This window comes from Pseudomonas nunensis, from assembly GCF_024296925.1.
Taxonomy (GTDB): Bacteria; Pseudomonadota; Gammaproteobacteria; order Pseudomonadales; family Pseudomonadaceae; genus Aquipseudomonas; species Aquipseudomonas nunensis.
Map to the genome: position 1 here is coordinate 6,877,963 of NZ_CP101125.1, position 22,320 is coordinate 6,900,282.

Consider the following 22,320-nt stretch of genomic DNA (forward strand, 5'->3'; position numbering starts at 1 on the left):
CACCCTATCCACTGAAGGTCTTGGCGGGCAAAAAACAAGCCGAGGATTATACCTGAGCTATGACCTCACGCGCCAGTTGAGGTCGGGGTTGATACAGCCATATTGCGTTTTAATAGGTCGCGCATCTGATTTGCGATCTGATTTGCTTCCTCCGCGGTCAGTCCTGGCTGCCTTGCTTTTCTGATTAGTTCTTCCAGGCTATCCGTGTGTTGAGAGGCGGATAACCTAGTAATGGTGTCTAAAAACTGTTGTTCAAGGTTGTCACCGTCAATCAGCCATTCCTTTTCCGCTAATGCCTTGAGCAAACGCCCCTGTTCGGTCCCGTGCCAACGGGCCATTAGCTGAATTGAGTTTAGCTTAGGATTTTTTTGCACTGCTCCGATCAGGGCCACCAGCAACTGAGCGTAAGTGTTGCTCTCATTGGCGAAGTGGTCGGCGGTTTCTACCTTGCCGGCCAAGTCCGGGTGATGAATGAGCGTGCGCAATGCGATCAGTGTTGGTGCTTCGACGGCAATCGGCGTGCGCGGGGCACTCGGTTGATCACGATCACCGCCACGCTTGCCATTCTTGTCCCAGGGTTTCTTGTCCCACTTCTTGCCGCCGGCGCCGGGTTTCTTTGGCGTCCATTCCTGCTGCGGCGCGTACATGTCTTGCGCTTGAGGCTGACTGTAGTCGCTGTAGTCCGGCATGGCGTCGTAATCCATGCCCGGATCGTAGGTCGGCGGCGCGTCCTGAGGAGCGCTGTGCACCAGCTGGCTGACGGCTTCGCCAGTCAGGCCGGTGATTTCGGTCAAACGTTGACGCATCAGGATGCGCAGGTTGGCGCCCGGCACTTTATCGATCAGCGGTGCTGCGAGGGTGGCCATATGGGCCTTGCCTTCGAGCGAGCGCGGGTCTGATTCGGCGGTCAGTTGCTCAAAGAAATAATCGGCTAGCGGTTGTGCGTGCTGATTGATCCGCGCGCGGAAGGCATCTGTGCCTTCGGAGCGGACCAGCGTATCCGGGTCTTCGCCCTCGGGCAGGAACAGGAAGCGTGCACGCCGACCGTCCTGCAGGCACGGCAGCGCCGCTTCCAGTGCTCGCCATGCAGCGTTGCGGCCAGCCTGGTCGCCGTCGAAACAGAACAAAACATTGGGCACGACGCGAAACAGTCGCTTCAAGTGCTCTTCGCTGGTTGCGGTGCCCAGTGTCGCGACGGCATTGCGCAGGCCTTGCTGGGCGAGGGCGATGACGTCCATGTAGCCTTCGACGACGATAATTTCGTCGAGGTTGCGGTTGTTCTTGCGTGCTTCATAAAGGCCGTAGAGCTCCTGGCCTTTATGGAATACCGGGGTTTCCGGTGAGTTCAGGTATTTCGGTTTGTCGTCGCCCAGTACGCGGCCACCGAAGGCAATGATGCGCCCGCGGCTGTCGCGGATCGGGAACATCACGCGATCGCGAAAGCGGTCATAGCGTTTGCCGGTTTCGGCGTTCTCGATCAGCAGGCCGGCATCGACCATGGCTTTCTGTTGCAGGGTGTCGCTGCTCAAGTGCTTGAACAGATTGTCCCAGCCGGGCGGGGCGAAGCCGAGGCCGAAGTCCCGGGCGATTTCGCCCGTCAGGCCGCGGCCTTTCAAATAATCCACGGCAGCTTTGCGCGATGGGTGGCTTTTCAGCGCCTGCCGGTAAAAGTCGGCGGCGGCAGTGAGCAGCGGGTACAGCGGCGAATCGGTCGGCTGCCGCGGTTTGTGCGGTCGGCCGCTTTCTTCGCGGGGGATTTCCATGCCGGCGGCTTTGGCCAGTTCTTCGACGGCCTGGACGAAATCCAGGTTGTCGTGGTCCATCATGAAGCCGAGGGCGTTACCGCCAGCGCCGCAGCCGAAGCAGTAGTAGAACTGTTTGTCGGGGCTGACGCTGAAAGATGGGGTTTTCTCTTTGTGGAACGGGCAGCAGGCGGTGTAGTTCTTGCCGGCTTTTTTCATTTGCAGGCGCGAGCTGACCACATCGACGATGTCGGTGCGGTTCAGAAGGTCGTCAATGAAGCTCTGGGGAATTAGCCCGGCCATGGCGTTCTCGTCATCTGCGCTGAAACGGATCCAAAACGAACGGCGAACGAACGCGGGTCGTTGCTTGAGGCACACTTATATGTGGCTCGACCGGTGTCGTCTGCGTAATCGCTGTCGGGAAGTGTATCTGCCGAAAATCCACTGACGTTAGTACCATTCAGTATTCGACTATTTGAAAGTGTTGCGCTGAAAATCCGCTACGGCCAATTGATGGCCTCGGATAGCTCAATAAGCGGGCACGCAAGCAGGTGCCTTGGGCTGATCGTCGTAAGAGGAATCAGTGGGTGTGCTCGTCAGTAGCCTTGGAAGGCTCGTCAGAAAAGACGTGCACCGCTGGCAAAAGAGCCAGGTCTGACGCTGTGAAGCAGGTTTGTCCGAGTCGCATCTGCGGCGTAGACGGCGAAGCATCAAGCGTTTTACGCAAATGCCATAAGCCCGGCTGAGGGCCGGGCTTGGCAGAAGCTTGCTACGAACGTCTGTGTATTAGTACAGACGAACGGCGCGGCGCTGTTCGCGCTGTACTTTCTTGGCGTGACGCTTAACAGCGGCTGCTGCTTTGCGCTTACGCTCAGAAGTTGGCTTCTCGTAAAATTCGCGGCTACGAACTTCAGCCAGTACACCGGCTTTTTCGCAGGAGCGCTTGAAACGACGCAGAGCTACGTCGAAGGGTTCGTTCTCTTTTACTTTGACGGCTGGCATCCAGAGCTACCTTCATTCATTACCGGGGTCAACATCCTCGCGGCAAAAGAGCACTTGAAGACGTCGGTTTTTAAGGGTTGCGGATGTTAACTCCTCATCGACCGGAATGCAAAGCCTCTGATCGAAAACCGCTAGTCGGGGCATCCCATGGCGACTATTATGCGCGCCTTCGAATCTAGCCTAAACAAGGCGCAAACCCATGCTAGTACTGGGATTAGAAACCTCCTGCGACGAAACCGGTGTCGCATTATATGACAGTGAACGCGGCTTGCTGGCCGACGCGCTGTTCAGCCAGATCGACCTGCATCGCGCCTATGGCGGTGTGGTGCCGGAGCTGGCCTCGCGTGATCACGTAAAACGCATGCTGCCCTTGATTCGTCAGGTGTTGGCGGAAGCTGGCTGCGTGCCGACCGAGATCGACGCCATCGCTTATACCGCCGGCCCCGGCCTGGTCGGAGCGCTGCTGGTGGGGGCGTCCTGCGCCCAGGCGCTGGCCTTTGCCTGGGGCATTCCGGCCCTCGGCGTGCACCACATGGAAGGTCACTTGCTGGCGCCGATGCTGGAGCCGCAACCGCCGGAATTCCCGTTCGTCGCTTTGTTGGTGTCGGGCGGCCATACGCAGCTGGTTCAGGTCGACGGGATCGGTCAATACACGTTGTTGGGCGAGACCCTCGACGATGCTGCCGGTGAAGCGTTCGACAAGACCGCGAAGATGATGGGCCTCAATTATCCGGGTGGTCCGGAAATCGCGCGCCTGGCGGAGCAAGGGGTTGCAGGGCGTTTCACGTTCCCGCGTCCGATGTGCGACCGTCCGGGCCTGGCTTTCAGCTTCAGCGGCTTGAAAACCTTCGCCCTGAATACCTGGCAGCAATGCGTCAGCGCCGGGGACGACAGCGAGCAAGCCCGTTGCGACATCTCGCTGGCGTTCCAGCAAGCCGTGGTGGAGACTTTGACCATCAAGTGCAAGCGCGCCCTGAAAGCGGCCGGCATGAAGCGTCTGGTGATTGCTGGGGGCGTTAGCGCCAACAAGGCTTTGCGCACTTCACTGGAAAAAATGCTCGGTGACATGAAGGGCGACGTGTTTTATGCGCGTCCCGAGTTCTGCACCGATAACGGCGCGATGATTGCGTTTGCCGGTTGTCAGCGTTTGCAGGCAGGTCAGCATGAAAGCCTGGCGATCAGCGTGCAGGCGCGCTGGCCGATGGAGCAGTTGTCGGCGCTTTGATGGCGAGAGCGATGAGCGGCGCTCATGTGCGGTATTTAAAAATGCCGTTCGCGCCCTGCAAACAGGTCGCGTAGATTGCCGCGATGCCGCCAGACGATCAACGCCGTGAGCGCGCTCATGGGCAGCAATGCCGCCGGCTCTTGCCAGGCGAGCAATGGCAGGGTCAGCGGTGTAGCGATCAGCGCTGCCAGTGAGCTGGTGCGGGTCAGGTAGAACGTCAGCAGCCAGGCGCAAACCGCCAGCAAGGCAGCCGGCGGGTAAAGACCCAGCAACATGCCGGCCGCGGTGGCGACACCCTTGCCGCCGCGAAAGCGGAAGTAAATTGGGAACAGGTGGCCGATGACGGCATAAACGCCGATCCAGGCCTGTTCTTGTAGCGAAAGGCCGGCAACAGCGGCGATCAGTACGGGCAACAAGCCTTTGCACAGGTCGCCGAGCAAGGTGAGGACGGCGAGTTTCTTGCCGACCAGGCGCAACATGTTGGTGGCGCCGGCATTGCCCGAGCCACTCATTCGCGGATCCGGGTTACCGGTCAGGCGGCTGAGCAAAATGGCGAAGGACAGAGAGCCGAGCAGGTAGGCGAAGGTCGCCAATAACCAAAACATGCTAACTATTCCGGGCGAGGACGCCCTGATTCTAACGGCGCATTGCGCCCTTGTCGTGCAGCGGAGAAAAGTGCTTGGACAGAGTGTTTATCGAGGGCCTGGAAGTCGACACCGTGATTGGTGCCTACGACTGGGAACGAGGCATCCGCCAGTGTCTGCGACTGGACCTGAGCTTCGCCTGGGACAATCGCCCGGCAGCGGCTGGCGATGACCTGACCCTGGCGCTCGATTATGCGAGCGTTTCGTCGCGTATCCAGGCGTTCGCCGAGCAGGCGCAGTTCCAACTGGTCGAGACCTTTGCCGAGCGTTTGGTTGAAGTGTTGATGAGCGAATTCAAGATCACCTGGATGCGCCTCAAACTGACCAAGCCGGGCGCTGTGCCGGCGGCCACCGGTGGCGTGGGCGTGGAGATCGAGCGCGGATGTCGCTGACTCAGGTTTACCTCGGGCTCGGTAGCAATATCGAGCGCGAAGCCCATTTGCAGGCTGGCCTGGAAGCCCTGGCGGGTTTTCTGGTGGATATCCGCTGCTCGGCGGTGTTTGAAAGCCAGCCGGTGGGAATCAAGAGTGGTCCGTTCTTCAATTTCGTGGTGTCGGCGTTCACTGACCTGCCACTGGTGGAACTCGATCGCCGGCTGAAATTCATCGAGGCGGACAACGGCCGTTACGCGCCGGATCGCAAGGGTTTGCCCCTGGATATCGACGTGTTGTTGTTCGGTGATCTGGTGGGTAACTTCGATGGGTTGATCCTGCCCCGGGCAGAGATCCTGAAAAATGCCTTCGTGCTGTGGCCGTTGTCGCTGATTGCGCCGGACAGAGTGCATCCGGGCGTAGGCAAAAGCTTCGCGACCTTGTGGGCAGAAGCACAGATTGATCAGGTGTTGGCGCCGGTGGCGTTTGAGTGGCGCGGTGAGCAACTGACCCCTTCGAATTTGTTGTGAGGCTCAAGACGCCTTCGCGGGCAAGCCTCGCTCCTACAGGATTCGAGTCGTTTGCAAACGACACGCCCCCTGTAGGAGCGAGGCTTGCCCGCGAAGCTTTTCAGGCAGACGCCGATTCTTTATAGGCCTTCAACGCCTTAAGCCGCTCCCGCTTGATCGCCTCGCCCAGCTCCGGCCCTTTAAATCCCTTCTCCAGCAACGGCTGCACAGCGACACCTCGCGCCGCTGAAGCCGCCCCACGCAAATAATTCGCCTGTGGATAACTTCGTTGCTCCAGGCCCTTGCGCCCACGAGCATCCATCTCACACGCCGCAATAAACTCCTCAAACCGCTGCGGTCGCCGATAAACGTCGAAACTCTGCAGCAACTCCAGCAACGTCGACGGCTTCAGCTCCAGGGCTCGGTGTCCGTGAGTGTGATATTGGCCGACCAGCAATGCCAGTTCCTGACAATCCTTCGGTGCCTTGAACCGTTCGTTGACCACTTTGATCAGCTTCAGCCCCGTGTGCTCATGGGCTATGTGTCGAGGCCATTCCGCTTCCGGGGTCAGGCCTTTGCCCAAATCATGCAGCAAGCACGCCCAGCGCACTGTCAGCGGTTGTTTGTGCAGAGCCGCTTGTTCCAGCACGCTCAGGGTGTGCACGCCGGTATCGATTTCCGGATGATGCGCTTCCGGTTGCGGGACGCCGAACAGCGCGTCGACCTCTGGCATCAGCACCTTGAGAGCACCGCACGCGCGCAGCACCTCGATGAACACCTGTGGCTGATCCTCCATCAGGGCGCGGGAAATTTCCTTCCAGCTGCGTTCAGCGGTTAGCGCCTCCAGTTCGCCAGAATCGCTGAGCTGACGCATCAGCTCCAGCGTCTCCGGTGCGACGGTGAAACCAAGCGCTGCGTAGCGCGCGGCGAAGCGGGCAACACGCAGTACCCGGAGCGGATCTTCGGCGAACGCGGGGGAAACGTGACGAAGCAAGCGCGCTTCGAGATCGCGTTGGCCATGGTAAGGATCGGTCAGATTCTGTTGATCATCCTCGGCCATGGCGTTGATCGTCAGGTCGCGGCGGATCAAGTCTTCTTCGAGGGTAACTTCGGGGCTGGCGTGGAAGGTGAAGCCGCCGTAACCGCGTCCGCTTTTGCGTTCGGTCCGGGCGAGGGCGTATTCCTCACCGCTTTTTGGGTGAAGAAACACCGGGAAGTCCGAGCCCACCGGGCGAAAACCCTTGGCGAGCATTTCTTCGGTGGTGGCGCCTACCACGACCCAGTCGATATCGGTGACAGGCTTGCCCAGCAGGCGATCGCGTACGGCGCCGCCAACTTTATAAATCTGCATAAAAAACCTCCGTTAGCTCGACAGAATAACCGTTGCGTCGAACTTCCGGAGGCAGAAACCAAATCAAAGGTGAATGACAGCCAGGTCGAGCCGACCGTAATCCCCCTCGGCGTGTTCACTTCTGGGCGGTACGTGATGGACTTTCATCACCTGGTCGCCTTGCAGGGTTTCCAGATGAATGTCGAAGCCCCACAGCCGATGCAGGTGCTTGAGCACTTCCTCGGTGGATTCGCCCAGTGGTTTGCGGTCATGTTGCTGGTGACGCAAGGTCAATGAGCGGTCGCCACGTCGATCAATGCTGTAGATCTGCACGTTGGGTTCGCGATTGCCCAGGTTGTACTGGGCCGCCAGGGTTTCGCGGATGGTCCGGTAGCCGGGTTCATCGTGAATGGCGGGGACCAGCAAGTCGTCCTTCTGATCGTCATCGAGAATGCTGAACAGCTTCAGGTCACGGATCACCTGGGGCGACAGGTATTGCAGGATGAAACTCTCATCCTTGAAGCTGCTCATCGCGAATTTGATGGTCGACAACCAATCGGTGCCGGCGATTTCCGGGAACCAGCGGTAATCCTCTTCGGTCGGGTGTTCACACATGCGCCGGATGTCCCGGTACATGGCAAAACCCAAGGCGTAGGGGTTGATACCACTGTAGTAAGGGCTGTCGAAGCCCGGTTGCATCACCACACTGGTGTGGGACGTCAGGAACTCCATCATGAAGCCGTCTGTGACCAGGCCCTCGTCGTACAGGTCGTTCATCAGCGTGTAGTGCCAGAACGTCGCCCAACCTTCGTTCATCACCTGGGTCTGGCGTTGCGGGTAGAAATACTGGGCGATCTTGCGCACGATCCGCACGATTTCCCTCTGCCACGGCTCCAGCAGCGGCGCGTGTTTTTCGATGAAGTACAGGATGTTTTCCTGCGGTTCGGCGGGGAAACGTGCGTTGTCCTTGTCGCTGTACTTGTCCGCTCCTTTTGGAATGGTGCGCCACAGGTCGTTGATCTGTTTCTGCAGATGCTCTTCCCGATCCTTCTGCCGACGACGTTCTTCTTCGGCGGAAATCGGATACGGACGTTTGTAACGGTCAACGCCGTAGTTCATCAAGGCATGGCAGGAGTCGAGCAAGTCTTCCACCGCGTCGATGCCGTGGCGCTCTTCGCACTGCATGATGTACTGCTTGGCAAACACCAGGTAGTCGATGATCGAACTGGCGTCGGTCCAGGTGCGGAACAGGTAATTACCCTTGAAGAAGCTGTTGTGGCCATAGCAGGCATGCGCCACTACCAGCGCCTGCATGCAGATGGTGTTCTCTTCCATCAGGTAGGCGATGCACGGGTCCGAGTTGATGACGATCTCGTAGGCCAGGCCCATCTGCCCGCGGGTGTAGGATTTTTCGGTGCTAAGGAAGTGTTTACCGTAGGACCAATGGTGATAACCCAAGGGCATACCAACGGAGGCGTAGGCGTCCATCATCTGCTCGGCGGTGATCACTTCGATCTGGTTGGGGTACGTATCCAGGGCATAACGGGCCGCCAGGCGACTGATTTCCTTGTCGTAGGCCTGGATCAGCTCGAATGTCCATTCGGAGCCGGTGGAAATGGGTTGGCGCTTCTGCTCTTTGGCGGTCATGTCACTAACCTGCGCTGGAAGAGTTCACGGAAGACCGGGTAAATATCCCCGGCCGAGACCAGTTGCTGCTGGGCAAAAGTGTCAGAGAAGGCTTCGGCGATGCGTTCGTATTCGAACCACAATGCCTGATGTTCGCGTGGGGTGATCTCAACGTAAGTGTAGTACTGCACAAACGGCATGATCTGGTTGATCAGGATGTCGCGGCAGATCGGCGAGTCGTCATTCCAGTTGTCGCCGTCGGAAGCCTGGGCGGCGTAGATGTTCCACTCGTTGCTCGGATAACGCTCGGCCATGATCTCTTGCATCAGTTTCAAGGCGCTGGAAACGATGGTGCCGCCGGTTTCCCGTGAGTAGAAAAACTCTTCCTCGTCCACTTCGCGGGCGCTGGTGTGGTGGCGGATGAACACGACGTCGATCTTGTCGTAGTTACGCTTGAGAAACAGGTACAGCAAGATGAAGAAGCGCTTGGCGATGTCCTTGGTCGCCTGCGTCATCGAGCCGGATACGTCCATCAGGCAGAACATCACCGCTTTGGAGCTGGGGTTGGGCTGCTTGATGAGCAAGTTGTACTTGAGGTCGAAGGTGTCGAGGAACGGCACCCGGTGAATCCGCGCGCTGAGTTTCTCGATTTCCGCTTCGATTTCCTGGATATCGCCGAAATTGTCCGGCTCTTCCCGTTTTAGTCGAGCCAGTTCCTCTTTGGCGTCCCGCAACCGCGCACGGCTGCTGCCGGACAGGGCGATACGCCGGGCATGGGCTGAGCGCAGGGTGCGGATGATGTTGATCCGCGACGGGTTGCCCTCGTTGCTGATGCCGGCGCGAACCGTCTTGAAGGTGTCGGTGCCGGTCAGGTTGCGTTTGACCAGGTTCGGCAGTTCGAGGTCCTCGAACATGAATTCGAGGAATTCCTCCTGAGTGATCTGGAAGACAAACTCATCCATCCCTTCGCCAGAGTTGCCGGCCTTGCCGGGACCTCTGCCGCCACCACCTCCGGGTGGCCGGGCAATGTGCTCGCCGCTGGTGAATTCCTTGTTGCCCGGATGCACGACGGTTTGCTTGCCACCGCGGCCGTGGTGAAGCACCGGCTCGTCGATGTCGCGGCCGGGAATGCTGATTTGTTCGCCATGTTCCATATCGGTAATGGAACGCCGGCTGACCGCCTCTTCGACGGCCTTTTTGATGTGATCACGGTAGCGCCGCAGGAACCGCTGGCGGTTCACCGTGCTCTTGTTCTTGCCATTGAGACGTCGGTCGATCACATAGCTCATAGGGCCCTCCGGGCAGCTTCAAGTTGTGAGCTGCAAGCTGCAAGTAGAAGCAGTTGCCCGGATATCAGGGCTTACGCGCTTATATCTTGTCGCTTGCAGCTTGGAGCTTGTCGCTGCGTCACTGCGATTTCCGGACCCGTAGGTACCATTCGGAAAGAAGCCGTACCTGTTTGTCGGTGTAGCCGCGCTCGACCATCCTTGTGACGAAGTCGTTGTGCTTCTGTTGGTCCTCTTTGCTGGCCTTGGCATTGAAGCTGATGACCGGCAGCAGGTCCTCGGTGTTGGAGAACATTTTCTTCTCGATGACCACCCGCAGTTTTTCGTAGCTGAGCCAGGTCGGGTTCTTGCCGTTGTTGTTGGCCCGGGCGCGCAGTACGAAGTTGACGATTTCGTTGCGGAAATCCTTCGGATTGCTGATGCCGGCCGGTTTTTCGATTTTCTCCAGTTCTTCGTTCAGGGCTACGCGGTTGAGGATTTCGCCGGTTTCCGGGTCGCGGTATTCCTGGTCCTGAATCCAGAAGTCGGCGTACAGCACGTAGCGATCGAAGATGTTCTGGCCGTACTCGCTGTAAGACTCGAGGTAGGCGGTCTGGATTTCCTTGCCGATGAACTCGATATAACGCGGCGCCAGGTATTCCTTGAGGAAACGCAGGTAGCGTTCGCGGGTCTCGGCCTGGAATTGTTCCTGTTCGATCTGTTGTTCCAGCACGTAGAGCAGGTGCACCGGGTTGGCGGCGATTTCGTGCGGATCGAAGTTGAAGACCTTCGACAGGATCTTGAACGCGAACCGGGTCGACAGACCGTTCATGCCTTCATCCACGCCGGCGTTGTCGCGGTATTCCTGGATCGACTTGGCTTTCGGATCGGTGTCCTTGAGGTTCTCGCCGTCATACACGCGCATCTTGGAGTAGATGTTCGAGTTTTCCGGCTCTTTGAGGCGCGAGAGCACGGTGAACTGGGCGAGCATTTTCAGGGTGTCGGGCGCACAATGGGCCTTGGCCAGCGAGCTGTTGAACAGCAGTTTGTCGTAGATCTTCACTTCGTCACTGACCCGCAGGCAGTACGGCACTTTGACGATGTAGATCCGGTCGATGAACGCTTCGTTGTTCTTGTTGTTGCGGAAGGTGTGCCACTCCGATTCGTTGGAGTGAGCCAGCAGGATCCCGGTGAACGGAATCGCGCCCAGGCCTTCGGTACTGTTGTAGTTGCCTTCCTGTGTGGCGGTCAGCAATGGGTGCAGCACCTTGATTGGCGCCTTGAACATTTCGACGAATTCCATCAGGCCCTGGTTGGCCCGGCACAGAGCGCCCGAGTAGCTGTAGGCGTCGGCGTCGTTTTGCGGGAATTCTTCCAATTTGCGGATATCGACCTTACCCACCAGTGCCGAGATGTCCTGGTTGTTTTCATCTCCAGGTTCGGTCTTGGCCACGGCGATCTGGTTGAGGATCGACGGATAGAGTTTCACCACCCGGAACTGGCTGATGTCGCCGCCAAATTCGGCCAGGCGTTTGGTCGCCCATGGCGACATGATGGTGTTCACGTAGCGCCGTGGAATGCCGAAGTCTTCCTCGAGGATCGCGCCATCTTCAGTGGCGTTGAACAGACCCAGGGGGGATTCGAATACCGGGGAGCCCTTGATCGCGTAGAAGGGCACTTTCTCGATCAGCTGTTTGAGCTTCTCGGCCAGGGATGACTTGCCGCCGCCGACGGGGCCGAGCAGGTAGAGAATTTGTTTCTTCTCTTCCAGGCCTTGGGCTGCGTGGCGGAAATACGACACGATCTGGTCGATGCATTCTTCCATCCCGTGGAAGTCCTCAAAGGCCGGATAGCGGCGGATCACCTTATTGGAAAAGATTCGCGACAGTCTCGAGTTGGCCGAGGTGTCGAGCAGCTCCGGTTCTCCGATGGCCAGCAGCAAACGCTCGGCGGCGGAAACGTAGGCGCTGCGGTCCTTTTTACACAGCTCCAGATACTCTTGTAGTGAGAGTTCTTCCTGGCGTGTGGACTCGAAGCGTTGTTGGAAGTGGCTAAAGATACTCATGACGTCACCTCGCTCGATACGTGGAGCCGACGCCGGATCATTCAGTCGATGCTGGCAGCGACTGGATATGCAGTCGCTGTTTACCCCCCAGAACTCTTTCGGAGCTGACTCCCCCGAAAGCTACTCCCGATGACCCGCGCGCCGGTGTACCGGCTCTCCCCTGTTTTGGATGGCCTGCGCTTAAGGATAGTTGCTTATTCGGGAGGTAAAGGCGAGATACGTAATTAGTTGTGGCAGACCGTTCGTCTGCCACCGCGCGAGCCCACGGGGGCCGGGGCTTGCACGTTACAAAAAAATTATTCTGAGGTGCCTTGCGCAGTTTCCGCGGGATAAGTCGTGCGCCACAACTCAAAACCGCCATCCATGCTGTAGACGTCGGAGAAGCCCTGGCTGATCAGGTACGCGGCCGCGCTTTGGCTGGAGTTGCCGTGATAGCAGACCACAACCGTCGGTGCATCCAGGTCTGCGGCGCGGATGAAATCCGAGATGGAGACGTTGTCCAGATGCTTGGAGCCTGCGATGTGCAGCGCGGCGTAAGTTTGCGGATCGCGGACATCGACGACCACTGCGCCTTGTTCGCGCAGGGCCTGGGCCTGTTCTGGGGGGATACGTTTGAATTCGCTCATGGCGGGCTCCTGTGGCTCGGCTGAAAGCGCAGTCTAGCGCTGGGCGCTGGCTGACGTTTGTTCGGGAGTAAGTGGGGCGACTGACGGCTGGGCGTGGCCCTGTTCGTCGCATTTGCAACTGAGGCGCTCAAGGGTGTCGACGTTCATCAATGTCATGGCGCCGCCCCAGACACAACCGGTGTCGAGAGCGAAGATGCCGGGCTCGTCGCATTTACCTTCAAGGGCTGCCCAATGGCCGAAGATGATCTTCAGGCCTTTGGTCTTGCGCTCCTTGTACTTGAACCACGGGGCGTAACCCGGTGGCGCGGTGTCGGCGCCTTCCTTGCCCTTGAGGTCGAGCTTGCCTTCGCTGGTGCAGAAGCGCATGCGGGTGAAATAGTTGGTGATAACCCGCAGGCGTTCCACGCCGGTGAGGTCACTGTTCCACTTGGTCGGCTCGTTGCCGTACATGCCATCCAGATACGGCGCGAACAAGTTGTCGTCACGCAGGGCGGCTTCGACTTCGCCGGCGCACTTCAAGGCTTTGCGCAGCGACCATTGTGGCGGTATGCCGGCATGGACCAGGGCGATATCGCGCTGTTCGTCGTAGTGCATGAGTTTTTGCTGACGCAGCCACTCCAGCAGTTCCGCACGATCGGGCGCTTCGAGGATTTCGCGCAGGGTGTCGCTTTTCTTCAGGCGTTCGATGTTGTGCCCGGCCGCCAGCAAGTGCAGATCGTGGTTGCCGAGCACGCACACCAGCGATTCGCGGATGCTGTAGAGGAAGCGCAGGGTTTCCAGCGACTGCGGCCCGCGGTTGACCAAATCGCCCACGACCCAGAGTGTGTCTTTGGCAGGGTCGAAGGCTACTTGCTTGAGCAGGCATTGCAGCGGTTCGAGGCAGCCTTGCAGGTCGCCGACGGCATACGTCGCCATCAGTGCAGGGCTCCGGGCACCGCCAGGCGAAACGGCGCGATCACGGCATCGAAATGCTTGCCGTCGTCGGCGATCATTTCGTAGGTGCCTTGCATGGTGCCGACCCGTGTGGTCATCACCGTGCCGCTGCTGTAGGTGTGGTTTTCACCGGCCTGGATCAGCGGCTGCAAACCCACGACGCCAGCACCGCGAACCTCTTCCACATGACCGTCACCGTCGGTGATCACCCAGTGCCGCGACAACAGCTTGGCCGGTAGCTCGCCATTGTTGTGCACGGTGATGGTGTAGGCGAAGGCAAAGCGGTTGTGCTCGGGTTGCGATTGTTCTGCCAGATAGCGAGTGACGACGCTGACGTCGACCTGATAACGAGGATCGGACATGCAAGAGGCCTTAAAAACGATGCGAGACGCGGGGCGTAACTGATGGGATTCAGTCTAGGCCAAGTATCGGGTAGTAAACCAGACATCGCGTCTGGCGTCCTACCCGATCACGCTCATCGGTTGTCAGTCGGCGGCGGGCGCCTGCAAGACTTGTTCGCTGAGCTTGTCGGCCAGGCGCACGAAAGCGGCCAGGTCGAGCTGCTCGGGACGCAGGCTGCCATCGACGCCGGCGGCCTGGATCTCGTCGTTGCTCAGCAGCAATTTCAAGGTGTTGCGCAGGGTCTTGCGGCGCTGGTTGAAGGCTTCGCGCACGACGCGCTCCAGCAGCTTGTGGTCCTTGGCCGGGTGCGGCAGTACGTCGTGAGGTACCAGGCGGACGATGGCCGAGTCGACTTTCGGCGGCGGATTGAACGCCCCCGGACCGACGTTGAACAGGTGCTCGACCCGGCAATGGTACTGAACCATGATCGACAGGCGACCCCAGTCACCACCGCCAGGGCCCGCCGCCAGACGCTCGACCACTTCCTTTTGCAGCATGAAGTGCATGTCACGAATGATGCCGGCGTTGTTCAGCAGGTGAAAAATCAGCGGCGTGGAGATGTTGTACGGCAGGTTACCGACCACACGCAGGCTGTTCGGCGCGGCATTCAGGCTGTTGAAGTCGAACTTCAGCGCGTCACCCTGGTGCAGGTTGAAATTGTCCTTGCCGGCGAATTGCTGGTTGAGGATCGGGATCAGGTCCTTGTCCAGTTCAACCACGTCCAGTTGCGCGCCGCTGTTGAGCAGGCCTTGAGTCAATGCACCCTGGCCCGGGCCGATTTCCAGCAGGCGGTCTTCTGGCTTGGCGCGGATGGCGCGCAGGATGCGGTCGATAACGCCGGCATCGTGCAGGAAGTTCTGGCCAAAGCGTTTGCGCGCCTTGTGTTGGTAATGCTCGGTCATAAACGGGTCTCGGCCATCTGGTAGGCGGTTTCCAGGGCGACTTGCAGGCTGCCGGTGTCGATTTTGCCGCTACCGGCCAGGTCCAGGGCTGTGCCGTGGTCCACCGATGTGCGGATGATCGGCAAGCCGAGGGTCACGTTGACTGCCGCGCCGAAGCCTTTGTATTTCAGCACCGGCAGGCCCTGGTCGTGGTACATCGCCAGCACTGCGTCGCAGTGCTCCAGATATTTGGGGGTAAACAGAGTGTCGGCGGGCAGGGGGCCACGCAGGTCCATGCCTTCGCCGCGCAGACACTCTAAGGTGGGTTCAATGATGTCAATTTCTTCATGGCCCAAGTGTCCGCCTTCACCGGCGTGGGGGTTGAGCCCACAGACCAGGATGCGTGGCTGGGCGATGCCGAATTTTTCTTGCAGGTCGTTGTGCAGAATCCGCGTCACCCGTTCCAGACGCTCCGGCGTGATTGCATCGGCAATCTCGCGAAGGGGCAGGTGAGTGGTGACCAAGGCCACACGCAATCCGCGCGTGGCGAGCATCATCACCACTTGTGCGGTATGGGTCAGGTCGGCGAGAAATTCCGTGTGCCCGGAAAAGGCGATCCCGGATTCATTGATCACGCCCTTGTGAACCGGCGCGGTGATCATCCCGGCGAAATCCCCGTCCATGCAGCCTTGGCCGGCACGGGTCAAGGTTTCCAGGACGAACGCCGCATTGGCCTTGTCCAGTTGCCCGGCGGTGACCTTGGCGTTGAGCGGGGTATCCCAGACGTACAGGCTGTTGGCCGGTGCAGGAGCGTCCGGCCAATTGCCCGGGGTGACCGACAACAGGTCGACGACCACGCCCAGTTGCGCGGCCCGCTCGGTGAGCAGGTCGCGGCTGGTAATGGCAATCAGGGGGTGTGGCTGGGCTTGCGAGGCGAGCAGCAGGCACAGGTCAGGACCTATGCCGGCCGGTTCGCCGGGTGTCAGCGCGAAACGCTTGGGTTTCACTGCGCTGCCTGGTCTGCACCAGGGAGTTTGATCTCTACGTACGCTTCGTCACGGATCTGACGCAGCCAGGTTTGCAGCTCTTCGTCGTATTTGCGGTTACGCAGTACGGTCATCGCTTGCTGCTCACGGGCCTGGGTGGTGCTGTCAGTGGCGCGACGGCCAAGGACTTCCAGAACGTGCCAGCCATATTGGGTCTTGAACGGCTTGGACAGCTGACCTTGTGGGGTTCTGGCCATCACTTCGCGGAACTCAGGCACCAGCGCGTTCGGGTCGATCCAGTTCAGATCGCCGCCGTTGAGGGCGGAACCCGGATCTTCCGAGAAGCTTTTCGCCAGCTCGCCAAAATCTTCGCCCGCTTCAATACGGGTGTAGAGCGATTGAGCCAGGGCCTTGGTTTTTTCTTCGTCGCGAATCGGGCTTGGTTTGACCAGGATGTGACGTACATGCACTTCGTCACGCATCTGGGTCTCGCCGCCACGCTTCTCGAGGATCTTCAGAATAATGAAGCCGCCCGGGGTGCGCATTGGCTGGGTGATATCGCCGACAGCCATGGTGCTCAGCATGCGATCGAACGGAGGTGGCAATTGAGCCGCTTTGCGGAAGCCCATGTCGCCGCCTTCCAGTGCGGTTTCGCTGGCGGATTTGGCGATGGCCAACTGAGCGAAGTCAGCGCCTTGCTTGAGTTGCTGATAAACCGCATCCGCTTGCTTGGCTGCAGCCTGAATCGCGTCGGAGTTGGCGCTTTCCGGCGTAGGAATCAGGATGTTGGCCAGACGGAATTCTTCGGACAGCTGCATTTTGCCCAGGTCGGAAGCCAGGAAGTTCTTCACTTCCTGCTCGGACACCTGGATGCGCTCTGCCACACGACGCTGGCGCACACGGCTGATGATCATCTCGCGACGAATCTGGTCACGGGCGTCGTCGTAAGACAAACCGTCGTGGGCCAGGGCGGCGCGGAATTGATCGATCGACATGTTATTGCGCTGGGCAATGGTGCCGACGGCCTGGTTCAGCTCTTCATCGGTAATGCGGATGCCGGAACGTTCGCCGATCTGCAATTGCAGGTTTTCGACGATCAGGCGCTCCAGTACCTGCTGATCCAGCACGCTGGTCGGCGGTACGGCAGCGCCGCGTTTGGCGATGGTTTGCTGAACTTCGTGGACCCGTTGGTCCAGTTGGCTCTGCATGACCACGTCGTTGTCGACGATCGCCACTACTTTATCGATGGACTGTACCGCGGCGTTAGCCGCAGTACCCAGGAACAGCGCGCCCAGCACTAGCGGGCGCAGACAATCAGAAAGCTTGGTCTTCACGTTCACGATAACCTTGAATGCCTTTGTCGAGGAAGCTCTCTACTTTGGCGCCGGTGAGGCCGCCGAGTCCCTTCAGAACAATTTGGAGGAAGACGCCATGGTCGCCTTTTTCGTTTTGCTGGACGTCTTGACTGGTTTCGTCATAAGCCACCCAGTAACGGTTGATCAGGCGCAGTTTCCAGCAGCAGTTGTCGTACTCGAAACCACCGAAGGCTTCCAAGGTACGGTTGCGGTTGTAGTCATACTGCCAGCGGCTGATGGCGTTCCATTGCGGCACGATCGGCCAGATTACCGAGAAGTCGTGCTGTTGAATTTTGTAGTAATCCTTCACGAAACCAGGCTGGCCTTCAACACCCAGGTCGCCGCCGCCTACAGTCCATTTACCAGTGTTCTGGTCGAAGCGGACCTGATCATTGCGATAGCGATAACCGGCGTTGATGACCTTGTTCGGGTTGTCTTCAGGCTGGTAGTGGAACATCGCGCTACCCGAACGCGGGCTGTGGCTGTCCGGATCCCAGTTGTAGTCGGCCGTGGTGCGCCAATCGCGGTTCCAGCGATATTCGTATTCCAGTGCGTATGGCGAAACCTTGGACCTTGCGTCGTCGCGATCCCTGACGTCGATACCTGGCAGCTGGACTTCACGATTCTTGAAGTACACCGCTTGGCCGACGCTGATGCGTTGACGCTCGAAACCGTCGTCTTCGATCCAGCGGTTGGTCACGCCCAGGGACAGCTTGTTCTCGTCACCGACGCGGTCGGAGCCAGAGAAGCGGTTGTCACGGAACAGTGACGCGTAGTTGAAGGTGTACTCGCTGGTATCGAACACCGGAATGTCGGCCTGGTCTTTCTCAGGCACATAGAGATAGTACAGGCGAGGTTCCAGGGTCTGGCGATAGTTCTTGCCGAACCATTGGGTGTTGCGATCGAAATACAGGCCGCTGTCGATGCTGGCGATGGGTACGCCACGGTTCTGGTTACGATCGTAGGTGCCGTTGAGACGGTCGCCTTCAGCACCTTGAGCAGCAATCTGGCTTTTGCCAGTGCCATCCAGGTCCAGGTCATATTGTGTGTATTGATACTTGAGCGTTGGCTTCAGGAAGCCATACGTCCAGTTCAATGGCAGGCTGACGGCCGGTGCCAGGTTGAGGCGGTCACCGGTGGCGCGGGCCAGGCCTTGAATGTTGTTGTCCAGGCGAGGAGTGATGTTGCCGTCTTCGTCGCTGAAGTTGCCGTTTTCCAGATCCCGGTCAAACCGCACGAGTTCGGTGTTGTACGAGAAATTCAGACCGTTTGGATGATACGGCAGCGCACCATTGAAGGTGATCTGCGGTAAGCGGTTGTACGGCGTGGTGTTCGAAACGGTTGCCAGCTGATAAGCCTGGGCATTTACCGCAGCAGTGTAGTTATCACCACGGTACGTCACGGAACCCTGCTGATTCACGTAATCCGCGCTTTTCACGCCAATCTGGTCAGTCTGCAGATCCTGGAAGTAATACGGATCGCTGATCTTGGTGTAGTCGACCTGCGTGAGTACGCGCGAATCGAGGCCACCCTTGTGCTGCCAGTTGTACATGTAGCGGGTTTTTTCGTAATCGGTCTGCTTGCTGCGATCGGTGTTGTCGTCGTTCAGGTACGCGGCGCCAAACTGACCTTCGCTGGACTTGGTCAGGTAACGGAACTCGCCTTCCACCAACATGCCACGCTTGCTCATGTAGCGCGGATACAACGTGGCATCGTAGTTCGGTGCCAGGTTGAAGTAGTACGGCGTGACCAACATGAAGCCGGTATCGCTGCCGGTGCCGATGGTCGGCGGCAGGAAACCGGATTGGCGACGGTCATCGATCGGGAAGTAGATGTACGGCGTGTACAGGACCGGAATGTCCTTGACTCGCAGTGTCACGTTGGTCGCGGTACCGAAACCGGTGGCCGGGTTCAAGGTGATGTTGTTGCCCTTGAGCTGCCAGGCGTTGCTGTTCGGTTCGCACGTGGTGTACGTACCATCCTTGAGACGGATGATCGCGTTTTCGGCACGTTTGGCGTACAGCGCGTTACCGCGGATACGGGATTTGTGCATCACGTATTCGGCGTTATCGACCTTGGCTTCGCCTGTGTCGAGTTGCACTTCTGCGTGGTCGCCCACGATCAGCGCGCCATTGTCGCGAACCCGGACGTTGCCGTTCAGTTCGCCACGGCTCTCGGCCTGGTACAGGCTCGCTTCGTCGGCTTCGACCTGCATGCTGCCTTGGCGCATGACGACGTCACCGGCCAGCGTGCCGACTTGATCATCGGTGTTATAGCGCGAAGCCTTCGCGCCGATAAAGGTCGGAGCGTCACTTTTATTCGTCTTGTCATTCATGCCAGGACGAATTGGTTCGATATAGGAACCAGAGCAGTAAGGACCGGTTTCGGCCAACTGCGCAGCAGTGAGGTTCTCACGCGGAACCCAGTCGAGGTGACTGTAGTCTGCGCTTCGGGACTTCAGGCCGCGGCCCTTGGACTCGGTGACGAGCACAGGCTTGGCGCCAGTGTCTTCACTGGTGCCATTCTGGGCCGGAGCTTCGCCGTTCGCGGTGACTGCTGCGCTGCCGTCATGGACGGGTCGCGGCGGCAATGCAGCTGCCGGCGACTTGGGCGCACAGTCCCAGGCACCCGAAGCAGAGACTGAGCAGTCATACTGTTCCGCGGCGACCACGTAGGAAGTGGCTAGGGGTTGCAGGGCCAGCAGACTGCCGGTAACCAACAACGGAAATTTTTTACGAAACGCGGGGGATTTCAATGCCATCTTATTAGTCCGGGCTTCCTGCGTGCCATCTGCCCGCGGTGTGGGCCGCACGCCTCTCGATGGTCTGAAAAAGATGCTGGATAATAAAGCATGACCCGCTTGACGGCTAGCGCCGTCGGAGACCCTTGTAATGCCTGACCAAGATGTACGCTTGCAACACCTGAAAGTTTGGCTCGATGAGCAGTTGGCGACCCTCTTTGCCGAGCAAGGCTGGGGCGCCGTTCCCCCGGCCACGTTGACCGCGGCCAGTAGCGACGCAAGTTTCCGGCGCTATTTCCGCTGGGAAGGCGAGGGCAGAAGTTTCGTCGTGATGGACGCTCCGCCGCCCCAGGAAAACTGCAAACCCTTCGTGGATATCGCTTTTCTGCTGGCGAAATCGGGAATAAATGTTCCGAAAATTTATGCCGAAGACCTCGAACGCGGTTTTCTTTTGCTCAATGACCTGGGCAACAAGACGTATCTGGACGTGATCGACAGCGAAAATGCCGACGATTTGTTCAAGGATGCCCTACAGGCACTGTTGGCATTTCAACAATTGCCAATGGTGGCGCCGCTGCCTAGTTATGACGTGGCATTGCTGCGCCGCGAGCTGGAACTGTTTCCCGAGTGGTACGTAAAGCATGAGCTGGGCATCGAGTTTGACGCCGCGCAGCAAATGCTCTGGCAGCAAGTTACTGAACTGTTGATCGACAGCGCCCTGGCTCAGCCAAAAGTACTGGTCCACCGCGACTACATGCCGCGCAACCTGATGCTCAGCGAGCCGAATCCCGGCGTGCTGGATTTCCAGGACGCGGTTTATGGTCCGGTGACCTACGACGTGACGTGCCTGTTCAAGGACGCATTCCTCAGCTGGCCCGAAGAACGCGTATACGCCTGGTTGCAGGATTACTGGCAGCAGGCCGGCGCACTGGGCATCCCGGTTCAGCCTGACTTCGACGAGTTTCACCGTGCCAGCGACCTGATGGGCGTGCAACGTCACTTGAAAGTGATCGGCATCTTCGCGCGCATCTGTCATCGCGACGGCAAGCCGCGCTACCTGGCCGACGTGCCACGCTTCTTTGCTTATATAGACGCGGTGATTGCCCGTCGTCCCGAGTTGGCGGAGCTGGACGTGTTGTTGGCCAGTCTGCGTGCTGGAGCCAATGCATGAAGGCAATGATTCTGGCTGCGGGCAAAGGCGAACGCATGCGTCCGCTGACCCTGACCACGCCAAAACCGCTGGTGCGTGCCGGCGGCGTACCGTTGATCGAGTATCACCTGCGCGCCCTGGCGGCGGCCGGGTTTAGCGAGATCGTGATCAACCACGCCTGGCTCGGTCAACAGATCGAAGACTACCTGGGCGATGGCTCGCGCTACGGCGTCAGCATTCAGTATTCGCCGGAAGGTGAGCCGCTGGAAACCGGTGGCGGAATTTTCCGTGCCTTGCCGTTGCTCGGAGACGAGGCGTTTGTGGTGGTCAACGGTGATATTTGGACCGATTACGACTTCAACGCCCTGCGCCAACCGATTGCCGGGTCGGTTCACCTGGTGCTGGTGGACAACCCGGCCCATCACCCGGCCGGGGATTTCATTCTTGTCGACGGACAGGTGCGCGATGGCGAACCCGATGCCAAGACCCTGACCTACAGCGGCATCGCCGTGCTGCACCCGAAGCTGTTCGAGGGTTGCACGGCGGGCGCATTCAAACTGGCGCCGCTGTTTCGCAAGGCCATGGCCGTCGGGCAAGTGTCGGGTGAACGCCTGGACGGGCATTGGGTGGATGTGGGCACTTACGAGCGCCTGGCCGAAGCCGAAACTCTGATAGAAGCGAGCCGCTGACATGTTGTGGCCAGGGACTCTGATCGGAGCCGGAGCGGGTTTTGCCATAGCCAGCATTCCGGGGGCCATGCTCGGCGCATTGTTGGGGCAGGCGCTGGACCGGCGCCTGCAATTGCAGAGCTGGGCGCATTTGCGCGAAAAACTCGGCGGCAGGCCGGTATTGCGCAACGATGAACTGTTGTTCGTGTTGCTCGGCCGGTTGGCCAAGTGCGATGGGCGCGTGGTGGACGGACACATTCAGCAGGCCCGTCAGGAGATGCGCTCACTGGAAATGACCGAGTCGGCACAACGCCGTGCGATTGCCGCGTTCAATCGTGGCAAAACCGGGCACGACCGTTTGCGTGGCTATCTGCGGCGCCTGAGTGCGCAGCCGCATGCCGCTGAAGGCGTGCTGCGCGCCTGTTGGCGAATGGTCTGGGCTGACGGTCGTGCAGGGGCCAGTGAGCGTGATCTGCTGGCGCAATGGGGCAAATGGCTGGGCTGGACGCCACAGCAGGTGCTGGCGCTGGCGCATGACTATGAACCGCAGAAACGCCCGCAAGTCAGCAGCGCCGTGACTTATCAGGACGCCATGCGGTTATTGGGAGTGTCGGCCACCAGCGAGCCGGCGCAGATCAAACGGGCGTATCGGCGTCTGCTCAGTCGCCATCACCCGGACAAGATCGCCGGTTCCGGGGCGACGGCGATGCAAGTGCGGGAAGCGACGGACAAGACCCGTGAGTTGCATAACGCTTATACGTTGATCAAGGAGCGGCGGGATTTTCGCTAGCAGCCAGTAT

Annotated in this window: 20 protein-coding genes; 6 read left to right on the forward strand and 14 right to left on the reverse strand. The window is 59.2% G+C overall.

Annotated elements, in window-relative coordinates; translation table 11 throughout:
* Positions 1–65: 65 nt before the first annotated feature.
* Both dnaG and rpsU read right to left on the reverse strand, forming a co-directional pair.
* On the reverse strand, positions 66–2,045 hold the full coding sequence (gene dnaG / locus NK667_RS30360) for a DNA primase (RefSeq protein WP_054044151.1): 1,980 nt from the start codon (positions 2,043–2,045) through the stop codon (positions 66–68).
* Positions 2,046–2,528: 483 nt separating this feature from the next.
* Positions 2,529–2,744, reverse strand: a complete 216-nt coding sequence (gene rpsU / locus NK667_RS30365) for a 30S ribosomal protein S21 (RefSeq protein WP_002551877.1) — start codon at positions 2,742–2,744, stop codon at positions 2,529–2,531.
* Positions 2,745–2,943: 199 nt separating this feature from the next.
* Between rpsU and tsaD the strand changes: the two genes are divergently transcribed.
* The gene (tsaD, locus tag NK667_RS30370) at positions 2,944–3,969 is read left to right on the forward strand and encodes a tRNA (adenosine(37)-N6)-threonylcarbamoyltransferase complex transferase subunit TsaD (protein ID WP_054044149.1); all 1,026 of its coding nucleotides are present in this window, start codon (positions 2,944–2,946) and stop codon (positions 3,967–3,969) included.
* Between the two features lie 35 nt (positions 3,970–4,004).
* Here the strand turns inward: tsaD and plsY are convergent, their stop codons facing one another.
* On the reverse strand, positions 4,005–4,574 hold the full coding sequence (gene plsY / locus NK667_RS30375; protein ID WP_054044148.1) for a glycerol-3-phosphate 1-O-acyltransferase PlsY: 570 nt from the start codon (positions 4,572–4,574) through the stop codon (positions 4,005–4,007).
* Between the two features lie 74 nt (positions 4,575–4,648).
* Between plsY and folB the strand changes: the two genes are divergently transcribed.
* Both folB and folK read left to right on the forward strand, forming a co-directional pair.
* Positions 4,649–5,005, forward strand: coding sequence for a dihydroneopterin aldolase (folB, locus tag NK667_RS30380; protein WP_008051601.1), 357 nt, complete (start codon positions 4,649–4,651; stop codon positions 5,003–5,005).
* Positions 4,996–5,514, forward strand: a complete 519-nt coding sequence (folK, locus tag NK667_RS30385; protein ID WP_054044147.1) for a 2-amino-4-hydroxy-6-hydroxymethyldihydropteridine diphosphokinase — start codon at positions 4,996–4,998, stop codon at positions 5,512–5,514. Before folB ends, folK begins: the two co-directional genes overlap by 10 nt.
* A 100-nt stretch (positions 5,515–5,614) precedes the next feature.
* Here the strand turns inward: folK and NK667_RS30390 are convergent, their stop codons facing one another.
* From NK667_RS30390 to NK667_RS30440, 11 genes are all read right to left on the reverse strand, one after another.
* Positions 5,615–6,844, reverse strand: a complete 1,230-nt coding sequence (locus NK667_RS30390; RefSeq protein WP_054616830.1) for a multifunctional CCA addition/repair protein — start codon at positions 6,842–6,844, stop codon at positions 5,615–5,617.
* A gap of 63 nt (positions 6,845–6,907) precedes the next feature.
* Positions 6,908–8,470 (reverse strand): SpoVR family protein, encoded by a 1,563-nt coding sequence (locus NK667_RS30395; RefSeq protein WP_054044145.1) that lies wholly within the window; start codon positions 8,468–8,470, stop codon positions 6,908–6,910.
* On the reverse strand, positions 8,467–9,738 hold the full coding sequence (locus tag NK667_RS30400) for a YeaH/YhbH family protein (protein WP_054616829.1): 1,272 nt from the start codon (positions 9,736–9,738) through the stop codon (positions 8,467–8,469). Before NK667_RS30400 ends, NK667_RS30395 begins: the two co-directional genes overlap by 4 nt.
* Before the next feature lie 118 nt (positions 9,739–9,856).
* Positions 9,857–11,779 (reverse strand): PrkA family serine protein kinase, encoded by a 1,923-nt coding sequence (locus NK667_RS30405; RefSeq protein WP_054044143.1) that lies wholly within the window; start codon positions 11,777–11,779, stop codon positions 9,857–9,859.
* A gap of 296 nt (positions 11,780–12,075) precedes the next feature.
* Positions 12,076–12,405, reverse strand: coding sequence for a thiosulfate sulfurtransferase GlpE (glpE, locus tag NK667_RS30410; RefSeq protein WP_054044142.1), 330 nt, complete (start codon positions 12,403–12,405; stop codon positions 12,076–12,078).
* A gap of 33 nt (positions 12,406–12,438) precedes the next feature.
* Positions 12,439–13,320: a symmetrical bis(5'-nucleosyl)-tetraphosphatase gene (locus NK667_RS30415; RefSeq protein ID WP_054616828.1), complete on the reverse strand. Its 882-nt coding sequence runs from the start codon at positions 13,318–13,320 to the stop codon at positions 12,439–12,441.
* The gene (gene apaG, locus NK667_RS30420; RefSeq protein ID WP_054044140.1) at positions 13,320–13,700 is read right to left on the reverse strand and encodes a Co2+/Mg2+ efflux protein ApaG; all 381 of its coding nucleotides are present in this window, start codon (positions 13,698–13,700) and stop codon (positions 13,320–13,322) included. Before apaG ends, NK667_RS30415 begins: the two co-directional genes overlap by 1 nt.
* A 123-nt stretch (positions 13,701–13,823) precedes the next feature.
* Positions 13,824–14,642, reverse strand: a complete 819-nt coding sequence (gene rsmA, locus NK667_RS30425) for a 16S rRNA (adenine(1518)-N(6)/adenine(1519)-N(6))-dimethyltransferase RsmA (RefSeq protein WP_054616827.1) — start codon at positions 14,640–14,642, stop codon at positions 13,824–13,826.
* On the reverse strand, positions 14,639–15,628 hold the full coding sequence (gene pdxA / locus NK667_RS30430) for a 4-hydroxythreonine-4-phosphate dehydrogenase PdxA (RefSeq protein WP_054616826.1): 990 nt from the start codon (positions 15,626–15,628) through the stop codon (positions 14,639–14,641). Before pdxA ends, rsmA begins: the two co-directional genes overlap by 4 nt.
* A complete protein-coding gene (surA, locus tag NK667_RS30435) occupies positions 15,625–16,941 on the reverse strand; it encodes a peptidylprolyl isomerase SurA (protein ID WP_054616825.1) in 1,317 nt (438 codons plus the stop codon). Before surA ends, pdxA begins: the two co-directional genes overlap by 4 nt.
* A complete protein-coding gene (locus NK667_RS30440; protein ID WP_054616824.1) occupies positions 16,922–19,723 on the reverse strand; it encodes an LPS-assembly protein LptD in 2,802 nt (933 codons plus the stop codon). Before NK667_RS30440 ends, surA begins: the two co-directional genes overlap by 20 nt.
* Before the next feature lie 130 nt (positions 19,724–19,853).
* Between NK667_RS30440 and NK667_RS30445 the strand changes: the two genes are divergently transcribed.
* From NK667_RS30445 to NK667_RS30455, 3 genes are read left to right on the forward strand one after another with little or no spacing between them, the layout of a single operon-like run.
* Positions 19,854–20,873: an aminoglycoside phosphotransferase family protein gene (locus tag NK667_RS30445; protein WP_054616823.1), complete on the forward strand. Its 1,020-nt coding sequence runs from the start codon at positions 19,854–19,856 to the stop codon at positions 20,871–20,873.
* Positions 20,870–21,541: an N-acetylmuramate alpha-1-phosphate uridylyltransferase MurU gene (gene murU, locus NK667_RS30450; protein WP_054616822.1), complete on the forward strand. Its 672-nt coding sequence runs from the start codon at positions 20,870–20,872 to the stop codon at positions 21,539–21,541. Before NK667_RS30445 ends, murU begins: the two co-directional genes overlap by 4 nt.
* A 1-nt stretch (position 21,542) precedes the next feature.
* Positions 21,543–22,310, forward strand: coding sequence for a TerB family tellurite resistance protein (locus tag NK667_RS30455; protein ID WP_054044133.1), 768 nt, complete (start codon positions 21,543–21,545; stop codon positions 22,308–22,310).
* Positions 22,311–22,320 lie beyond the last annotated feature (10 nt).